The organism is Pseudomaricurvus hydrocarbonicus (assembly GCF_011602365.1).
GTDB lineage: Bacteria > Pseudomonadota > Gammaproteobacteria > Pseudomonadales > Cellvibrionaceae > Pseudomaricurvus > Pseudomaricurvus hydrocarbonicus.
Genome location: NZ_JAAONZ010000003.1, coordinates 491292 through 500534, shown reverse-complemented (window position 1 = coordinate 500534; position 9243 = coordinate 491292). Strand labels below are relative to the sequence as shown.

The 9243-nt window shown below is 53.2% G+C and carries 7 protein-coding genes and 1 tRNA gene; 2 read left to right on the top strand and 6 right to left on the bottom strand.

Translation table 11 applies throughout. The features are described from left to right. Nucleotides 1–296: 296 nt before the first annotated feature. The 3 genes from G8770_RS06645 to G8770_RS06635 all read right to left on the bottom strand — a co-directional run bounded on the left by G8770_RS06645 (nucleotide 297) and on the right by G8770_RS06635 (nucleotide 2447). Nucleotides 297–671: a hypothetical protein gene (locus G8770_RS06645; RefSeq protein ID WP_167183582.1), complete on the bottom strand. Its 375-nt coding sequence runs from the start codon at nucleotides 669–671 to the stop codon at nucleotides 297–299. Then, nucleotides 668–1645, bottom strand: coding sequence for a hypothetical protein (locus G8770_RS06640; protein WP_167183579.1), 978 nt, complete (start codon nucleotides 1643–1645; stop codon nucleotides 668–670). Before G8770_RS06640 ends, G8770_RS06645 begins: the two co-directional genes overlap by 4 nt. A gap of 715 nt (nucleotides 1646–2360) precedes the next feature. Continuing rightward, a tRNA-Leu gene (locus G8770_RS06635) sits at nucleotides 2361–2447 on the bottom strand. Here G8770_RS06635 and G8770_RS06630 point away from each other — a divergent pair. Together G8770_RS06630 and G8770_RS06625 are read left to right on the top strand one after the other, a co-directional pair. Further along, nucleotides 2422–2637 carry a hypothetical protein gene (locus G8770_RS06630; RefSeq protein ID WP_167183576.1) on the top strand — a complete coding sequence of 72 codons (216 nt, stop codon included), beginning with the start codon at nucleotides 2422–2424 and terminating at the stop codon, nucleotides 2635–2637. The two genes, G8770_RS06635 and G8770_RS06630, sit on opposite strands and share 26 nt — an antisense overlap. A 282-nt stretch (nucleotides 2638–2919) precedes the next feature. Next, nucleotides 2920–4374 carry an NAD-dependent succinate-semialdehyde dehydrogenase gene (locus G8770_RS06625; RefSeq protein WP_167183573.1) on the top strand — a complete coding sequence of 485 codons (1455 nt, stop codon included), beginning with the start codon at nucleotides 2920–2922 and terminating at the stop codon, nucleotides 4372–4374. Between the two features lie 48 nt (nucleotides 4375–4422). On the opposite strand, the gene G8770_RS06620 is transcribed toward G8770_RS06625, so the two are convergent. The 3 genes from G8770_RS06620 to G8770_RS06610 all read right to left on the bottom strand — a co-directional run bounded on the left by G8770_RS06620 (nucleotide 4423) and on the right by G8770_RS06610 (nucleotide 9218). Continuing rightward, nucleotides 4423–4908 (bottom strand): hypothetical protein, encoded by a 486-nt coding sequence (locus tag G8770_RS06620; protein ID WP_167183570.1) that lies wholly within the window; start codon nucleotides 4906–4908, stop codon nucleotides 4423–4425. A gap of 243 nt (nucleotides 4909–5151) precedes the next feature. Next, nucleotides 5152–7371: a TonB-dependent receptor gene (locus G8770_RS06615; protein ID WP_167183567.1), complete on the bottom strand. Its 2220-nt coding sequence runs from the start codon at nucleotides 7369–7371 to the stop codon at nucleotides 5152–5154. Nucleotides 7372–7505: 134 nt separating this feature from the next. Then, a complete protein-coding gene (locus G8770_RS06610) occupies nucleotides 7506–9218 on the bottom strand; it encodes an amidohydrolase (RefSeq protein ID WP_167183564.1) in 1713 nt (570 codons plus the stop codon). Between the last annotated feature and the right edge of the window lie 25 nt (nucleotides 9219–9243).

Below are 9243 nucleotides of genomic sequence, written 5' to 3'. Positions count from 1 at the left end.
CCCCGGCATGCTGACAAATACTGGGGGTAAGGGGGAGTTGTGCCCTGAAAAAGGAAATCGTTCAAAGAGTAAACTGAATCAGGGCTTGAAGCTCAAACTGGCCGCTGGCGCGGCCTTGATTACGACGGAGCTGGGTATTGGTGAAACATCCGGGCTAACCCGCTCATCCTAAGCCCAATCCCGTTCGTCCTGAGCCTGTCGAAGGACACCCTCCAAGTGACACTTTCTCAAATTCCGTCATTGCGATCGAAACGCAGTGAAGAGATGCAATCCATGTTTGGCAGTATTTAGCAAAATTAATCAAACACTCCCAATGCTTCCATTAAAGTCAAAAAAGCCAACGAGAGACCAGAGATCATAAGCAGCCAGTAAAATAAAGCACCCAGAAATCTGTCGACTTTTGTAGTATGCAGATAGATGACACCGGCATTCGCGTATAAAAATGAAAGCTTACCGGCACCTAATTTTTGACTCCAGGACTTTGGCAATGCCAGCACTTGGGCAACATTGATGATGTCCCAACCACTCACATACTCTAACCCTAGCGCATCTTTTGTCTCTGGATTCTTGCGCAGTTTTCTTACAGTTATCTGACCGAAGAGCACATACAAAATGCACGCTACAAAGGCCAAAACGGCAGGTACAGCGAGAACCTTAGCAAATAGACTCATATAACCCCTATAACTTTCATTATTGCATCGTACCAACTGCCACTATTTTCTTTAACAACCCTGTTAACCCCCATTGAGGTAGCGGCAGCAACACCCGCAACTGTAACACCACCTATAACCAGCCCTACCCAACCAACTGGAGTTGCCATAACCAACAGACTTAATGCAGCACCACCAACATTCACCGCAGCTGTACCAGCAACCGCACTCAATGCAAAACTACTGGATTCTACAAATAGCTCACGCTCCCACTCCCCTCCTGATTGAAAGCTGGCCTGAACATTTCCGATCCGACCTGTAAAATCAATCACAGCAAGGCCGTTACCTAAAAACTTCGCATGTTGAGCCAGTTTAACAAGCTTATTGGCCTGAGCTTGCGATGTCACATTAAGCTTGGCAGCGCTACGGCTACTTCTGGCAATATTGGTCGCACGCGTTGCGTTTGAAAGCGTGGTGCCACGGCGAGACTTGACCCCAGCATTAACAGCATGGAGCTCATGTCTAAATCGAAATTGTAATTTTTGAAAAGCTGCCAATGCTTTTTGTTTGGCCGCCGCTTTTGCAGCTGTATTTGAAGTAATTGTGTCACGATAGGCCATTAGAGCATCTTGATAATCTTTAACTGCTCCAGCGAAACCACCCAACCTATTGGCATAGACGCTGGTAGATGCTCCGATCAGGCCGATATTATACTCTTTTAGATCTGCCATAATTTCTGCCAGTGCCACAACATTATCCCCGCCATAGGACATAGAAAGGCTTGTAAGCTCCCGGGCTACAGACATCTCTGAAAGCTGGCGAACTATATCTTTGCCATAAGAATCATCGTCGGCGCCAACAATATAAGGCGTATTTGCGGCTGCTACCGTAGGCTTGGTACAACTAAAAGCTGATATTTGATCAATGCTGATGCCGCATTGACTTTGAAGGGCTTGAGAATTTAACGGCTGACTACAAAGCAGGATTTCACTCATCTTAAAGTCCTTTTTAAATGATGACGGAGCTATCGTTCGATGGAGATCAACTTTACTGGGCAAGTATCCCCTGCACAATAATGACTTCTCAATAATGGGAGCTTTAGCCCATTAAGATTCGTTTGGTGTTATATCCTCCAACCAAAGCAGCACCTCGCCGCTTATCCTGATCCTGTCGAAAGATTCCCTCCAAGTGGCACTTTCTCAAATTCCGTCATTGCGATCGGAACGCAGTGTAGAGAAGCAATCCATGTTTGGCAGTTCTCATCTACATTGTGCTAATTATGGGTAGCCCAAGCTACCCTCTCTTACCCTTCGGGTAATTCACCTTGTTGCCGCGTGACTTAAAGTCTCTGCTGCTCGCAATGACGAGATCGGGCACTTCTGACCGTCGTCATTGGTGCTCAAACACTCGACATCCTCCCTCAAACACTCGACCATGGGGTCAATGTGCTTCGATGACGGGTCTTTGAGAGGCAACATTGGGTATTGGGGATAGGTTGGGGAGTATAAAAGACCCGATATTCCATTGCGCGAATGGAAGATTGCTATTCAGGGGCCCGGTATCAGTAGCTGGCAGTCAATGATCGCTGTTTAAAAGGGCGATCACTCCTTTAACTGCCTTTAACTAATGGCGTTATGGCTGGGGAGAATGCATTAAAACGCGGAGAACAGGCACAAAAAAGCCCGCTCAAAGAGCAGGCTTTTTAAAAGATGGTACCAGCGGGCGGACTCGAACCGCCACACCCGTAAAGGCGGGGGATTTTGAATCCCCTGTGTCTACCAATTTCACCACGCTGGCACAAAGCTTATCGATTGAAGCACTCATGGATGAGGGCTCCCGAAAAGCAGGACGCGATTATAACAGGGCGTTTGGCGCCGTCAACCATCCTGTGAAAGACGCGATAAAATTGTCAAAAATCATTACGATTGAACAACTTACAACCAGTGCCCGCATCGCGGCCAAGCACACGGCGAGTTGTGGCAATTGAAGGCCAAGTGCAGCGACCTCGCCCCCGACGCTCAGCAAAATCCAGGCACGCACAGTCAACAGGTACAACCCAAATATGGACTAGCCAAATCCTCTATAACTGCCCACAATACCTCTATTATTGATAGTGATTGGAATTTTCAGGCATTTTGCGCATTAATAGGCGCCACTTTGGCTCGGGGCCAGGCTGCTTAACCCTGCAAACTGGCGCCCATTAATTAATCCGCGATTCACCGTTCTCAACGGTGACATTTAGTTAGTACGACCTCAACAGGATAAGATTATGCTCAACTTGAACCGTCCCGATTTACTGGCCACGGCCTCATACATCAACGGCCAGTGGCTCACCGAAGCCGCCGACAGCGTACCGGTACACAACCCGGCCAATGGCGAACTGGTGGCGTCCATCACCAACCACGGCGCCGCTGAAACCCGCATGGCAATTGATGCCGCTGAAGCGGCCATGCCCGCCTGGGCGGCCAAGCCGGCCAAGGAACGCGCCAACATTCTGCGCAAGTGGTTCAATCTGATCATGGAAAACCAGGCCGATCTGGCCAAGATTCTGACCGCCGAGCAGGGCAAAACCCTGGCCGAAGCGGCTGGTGAAATTGCCTATGGCGCCAACTACATTGAGTGGTTTGCCGAAGAGGCCAAACGCGTCAACGGCGACATCATTCCGGCCCCCAGTGGTGACAAGCGCATCATGGTGATCAAGCAGCCCGTGGGTGTGGTGGCCTCCATTACCCCCTGGAACTTCCCAAACGCGATGATCACCCGCAAGGCCGCCCCCGCCTTGGCGGCCGGCTGTACGTTTGTCGGCAAGCCCGCCAAAGAAACCCCACTGTCCGCGCTGGCCCTGTGTGTGCTGGCCGAAGAAGCCGGCATCCCGGCCGGGGTCTTTAACATGGTGGCAGGCCAAAGCTCCCGTGAGATTGGCGGTGAAATGACCAGCAACCCCAAAGTCCGCAAGCTGACCTTTACCGGCTCCACCCCGGTGGGCAAAACGTTGATGGAACAGTGCGCGGCCACCGTCAAGAAAACTTCCATGGAGCTGGGCGGCAACGCACCCTTCATGGTATTTGAAGACGCCGATCTGGACGCTGCGGTTCAGGGCGCCCTGGCCTCCAAATACCGCAATTCCGGCCAGACTTGCGTCTGCTCCAACCGCATTCTGGTGCAGGACAGTGTCTATGATGCGTTTGTGGAAAAACTGCAGGCCGAAGTCGCCAAATTCAAGCTTGGCAATGGCACCGAAGAAGGCGTCACCCACGGCCCCATGGTGAACGCCAAGGCAGTGAAGGACGTGGAGCAACTGGTGAATGACGCCGTCAGCAAAGGCGCCAGTGCCACCATCGGCGGCAAACCCTCTGACCTCGGCGCCTGCTTCTTCGAGCCAACCATTTTGACCAACGCCACGCCGGACATGAAGGTGTTCCGCGAGGAAATTTTCGGCCCGGTGGCCCCGGTGTTCAAATTCTCGACAGAAGAAGAGGCCATCGCGATGGCCAACGATACCGAGTTTGGACTGGCAGCGTATTTTTACACCAAAGACATGGGCCGTATCTTCCGCGTGGGTGAAGCGCTGGAGTATGGCATTGTCGGCATCAACGAAGGCATCATTTCCAACGAGATGGCACCGTTTGGCGGCGTCAAGGAGTCCGGCAGCGGCCGCGAAGGTTCCAAGTACGGCATGGACGATTACCTGGAAATCAAATACATGTGCCTCGGCGGCATCTGACCACTGATCAATGTTTGATCGTTCAACAAAACGTGGTGGCAGAGCAATTTACTCAGCCACCGCGTTTTTTTCCGGATAAAAGCGATCATAACTTTCTTTTCTGGCTGGATCATCGATGGACTCCAGCAACCGAATCTGCTCCTTGGCTTCCGCCACACTGCGCTCCAGCAAATCAAGCGTTTCCTGCTTGACCTCGCCCTGCTCCGCTTCCAGCTGAATTAACTGGAACTGATTGAGCAGGTTGTTGACGATGTGTTGCGTCGCGGACAGCATCAGCCGCATGGACACGGCTTTCTGCCGCTCCAGCTCCAGGGTCTGCTGTTGCAGGAGCAGCTTGTTGCTCCAGCTGCGCAGCAGGCAGGCCGCAAAAGTGGCCAAAAACGAGGTCACCACAATGGTGATGGCATGAGACTGCCAGGGTGATAGAGACCCATCAAACAGCCACTCTTTGATAAACTCATAAACAAACATCACCGTCGCCACCAGACAAAACACCATAATCAGCGGCCAACGCATCACTCTTTCAACCTTCATCCCGCGATATCTCCTTATTGCTCCAAATCAAACAGAGCTCCTGCAGAACCTGCACTCCATCAGGATCTTTCATTCTTTTTGAATCATTATGGACATGTAAAGAAGGCAGGGAAAGGCTCTGATCTGAGCTTTTTAGAACAATTGGTAAGAAGATGGCGCGATTAGCCGAAAGTGGCGACTAATCGCACTAACAGGCCTGCCAGAATGACAGACCACCTTTAGAGGTGGTCTGTCAAAAGTTTGTCAAAAGTTATAGGTCACTTCGACGCCGTAGCTGCGAGGACGCTGGCGATAGACTGCCCTGCCCCCTTCGGTGCTGGTGAAGGAGTAGGTCGATGCGTTTTGGCCCTCCAGATTATCCACCCAGAGCGCCGCCTGCCACTTCTCCGACAGGGGCTCCAGACTCAGGCGCAGACCCAGGTTGTCCACTTCGCCATAGAGCGCATAGGGATCGGCCAGAGCACCATACTGCTCATCGGTCCAGGAGTAGCTTGCCTGCCCGGTGAGGATAAAGTCGTCGAGATCCCACTGATAGCGCACCACGGTGTTGTAGGACCACTGAGGTGCCTGAGCCAGATCGACACCGTCTTCAATGGGCAGCGCCAAAGTCAGACCACGGATGGTTTGCGGGGCCTGGGAGACTTCGCTATCGATGTAGGAAACCCCGGCACGAATATCCAGCGCCTGAGTGGGCAGCCAGCGCAATTCCAGCTCGGCACCGCTGACCACCGATTCATCGATGTTCCCCAGGGTCGCGAAGATCGCGCCGGGCACCGTGGGGTTGTTGGCAATCACCAGCGACTGGCGATTCTCGTAGTCGTAGCGATACCAGGCACCGTTGATCTGCATGGTGCCGTCCAGCATGGAGCCTTTGAAGCCCAGCTCGTAAGAGACAACCTCTTCCGGTTCGACGTAGGACAGGGCATCCTGAGAGGCCGCCGGCGATCCGTAGAACAGACCCGCCTTGTAACTGGTCGCAAGGCTGCCATAAACCAGCCAGTCTTCATTGACGTTGTAATCCAGACCGATTTTGCCGGAGACATTGCGCTCGGTTTTGGCATCGTCAAGGTAAGCGGTCACCACCCCCGGTACCGGCGCAGGCGCACCGCCCAGCACGGCATCCCAACCATCCAGATCGGTTGAGCCGCCTTTGAAGTCGCGCTTGTCTTGCGAGTAACGCACGCCTACTGTCAACAACAGCTGATCGGTTAAGTCGGTTTCGGTGTGCAGGTAAGCACCCAGCGACTGGGTTTTCTGCACATACTCTGATGCGGTGCGGGCACTGTCCACCAGCCCCGGGCCAATGATCGCATCAATCAAAGAACCAGTATCTGCCGTGGTGGTGGCCGACACGTCATCTTGTGAAATCACCAGCCCGCTGACCCAATGGAAGGGGCCGGAGCTGTTGGAGGTGAAACGAAACTCCTGCGAGTAAACTTCAAATTCGTCTTTAAAGGCGAAATCACCCATGGCTACCGCAACGCCGTCGTAGTTGTCCACCACATCGCGCTCGTAGTAATCGTAGGCGGTGATCGAGGTCAGGGTGAAAGCGTCAAAGTCGACGGTCAGAGTCGCCGATGCGCCGTAACCTTCTTCATCCCGTCCCAGAGGCAAGTCCCCTACCCGCACATCGCGAGGGTCAGACGAGATGATTCCCAGGGTGCCGTCCGGCAGACCAAAAGCATAATCGATTTCAGTATTCTGGGGCGAGATGGGCGTGCTTTCGTCCTTGCTGTAGTGCAGGTTTAACAGCAGCTCGCTGGAATCGGACAGTTCAAAAGACGTCAGAGAGCGGACAGCCATTTGATCGGTATCGCCGTATTCACGGCCGGTATCGATGTCTTCCTGCCAGCCATCGCCTTTACTGGTGGAGATCGCCAGACGGGTGTTGATGCCATCGGCAATGGCACCGCCCACGGCGCCTTCCACTTTGTAGGTGTTCCAGCGAGACAAACCGGCTGTGATGTAGCCCTCGGTTTCGGCAGACGGTTTGACGGACACATAGTTGATGGCACCACCGGTGGTGTTCTTGCCATAGAGAGTGCCCTGCGGGCCTTTAAGTACTTCCACCCGCTCCACATCGAACAACTGACCGTTCAAAAATACCGGATAAGCGGCCAGTACTTCATCGATGTAAACGCCGACGCCGCTGGTGTTGTTGCTGTTGAAATCATCGAGGCCAATCCCCCGAATCGCAAAAATGGGCGTGCCGCTGGAGGTGGCATTGGTGGTGGACAGACCCGGCGTCTGGGCGGCTACGTCCTGAGGTTTCTGAAACCCCAACGCTTTAATTTCATTACCGCCAAATGCCGTAACGGTCACACCAATATCCGATACGGATTGCGCGCGCTTTTGTGCAGTAACGACCACTTCTTCAATGCGGTAATCGCCTTCCGCAAGAGTGGTCATGGGCAGGCTGGCGGCAATCGCTGCTGCCAATAGCGTGGACTTTCCAGGGTTCATTGTGAGCTCCTCATTTTTTTGGAATTGTGTCGCCGACACGCACTGCCGACGTACTTTTTTAGGTCTCTGAGCTTTGTAATGATGTTTCACTCACTCTTTGGTGAGATGCTTTTAGGGTTCTGTTTTTTTGGTTGTTATTGATCGGCTTTCTGATAGACGGCATCACCGGCGATAAAGGTTGCCTCGACGTTTGCCTCCAGTAATTTCAAATCAACGGGCAATACTATGGGACGATCGAGAATCACGAAGTCCGCCCATTTACCGGTGCTGATGCTGCCAATCTCCTGCTGCCAGCCACTTAACTCCGCGCTCTGTTCGGTCATCGCGTAGAGCGCTTCGTCAAACGTCAACGCCTGATCGATATGCCAGCCACCTTCGGGCTCGCCTGCCAGACTCTGACGGGTCACCGCACCGTGGAGCTGTGCCAGAGGGTTCGCAGAAGAAGTCGGCCAGTCGCTACTCAGTGCCAGTCTGACTCCGGAGTTGAGGATTTTGCGCCAGCTGTAAGCCCACTCTTCGCGCTCCGAACCAATACGCTGAGGTACATAAGGGGAACTCACCGCATGCTGTGGCTGCATGGAAGCCACAACATTCAGTTGCTGAAAACGCGGCAGATCTTCCGGCAGCATCACTTCGATGTGCTCCAGACGGTTGGGCAGATCCGGCTTGCGGGTTGAGGCGGCAAAGGCATCCAGAGCTTCATGCACGGCCTCGTCACCAACGGCGTGCAGGGCTACGGGAATGTTGGCGGCATTGGCCACACGAACGATGTTTTTGGCTTCTGAGGGTTCAATAAAGAATTTGCCGTGTTCGCCCGGCGCATCGCTGTACTCTTCTTCCAATACCGCAGTTCGGCTGGACAGAACTCCGTCGGTGACGCCCTTGATGTAACCGAAGGCAAAGTTCGGCCCTTTGTCGGCGTGTTTTGCCGCGCGGGCATTGATGGATTTGTAAGCAGGTAACAGCTCTTTCACTTCCTTGCCGCTGTGCACCATGGGGGCATACCACATGCGCATGGGCATCTCGTCCGATTCCACCAGCTCAATCAAATCGTCCATCTGCCAGGCTTCACCCATATTGTGCATGCCGGTAATGCCCAGGCTGTTCATGTAGGCAATGGCGTCTTTCCAGATTTGTTTGCGTTCCGGTTTTTTCGGCAAAAACGCATCCGATTGCCAGACAATGAACGCCGCTGTTTCTTTCAAGATACCGGTGGGTTCGCCGGTGGCGGGGTCTTTCACAATCTCGCCACCGAATGGGCTTGGCGTATCGGCGGTGATATTGAATTTCTTCAGGACTTTACTGTTAACCCACATGGTGTGGTGATCGATATCACCCAGTGCTACAAGATGATCAGGAGCTACCTCATCCAGCTGGCTTGCCGTGGGAAAAACTCCGCCTGCAGCATTGTGATCCCAGCCGCCGCCGATAATCCAGCCACCAGCGGGGGTCTCTTTGGCTTTTTGTTTGACCTGTTCCACCCAGGTACCCACATCGTTGACCCCGGTCATATCGACACCGCGGCTGATCTCGTACCAACTGAACAGATGGAAGTGGCCGTCGATGATACCCGGCAGAACCGTCTTACCGTTCAGATCCATTTGCACAGTGTCTTCATCAGCCAGCGCGCGAACGTCGTTATTGGAACCTACGGCAACAAACTTTCCATCTTCGATGGCAAAAGCCTGAGCGGCGGGAGAAGAACGATCGGATGTGTGGACATCGCCGTTATACCAGATGCGATCAGGCGCAGCCTGAAGCTGCCCCACCTGAAACAAGGCCGACACCAGTAAAGGAAGAGTGAAACGGGCAGATTTACCCCGTCCCGAACAAAACTGTAAAACCATAAAACTTCTCCTGCCGCAACACGAT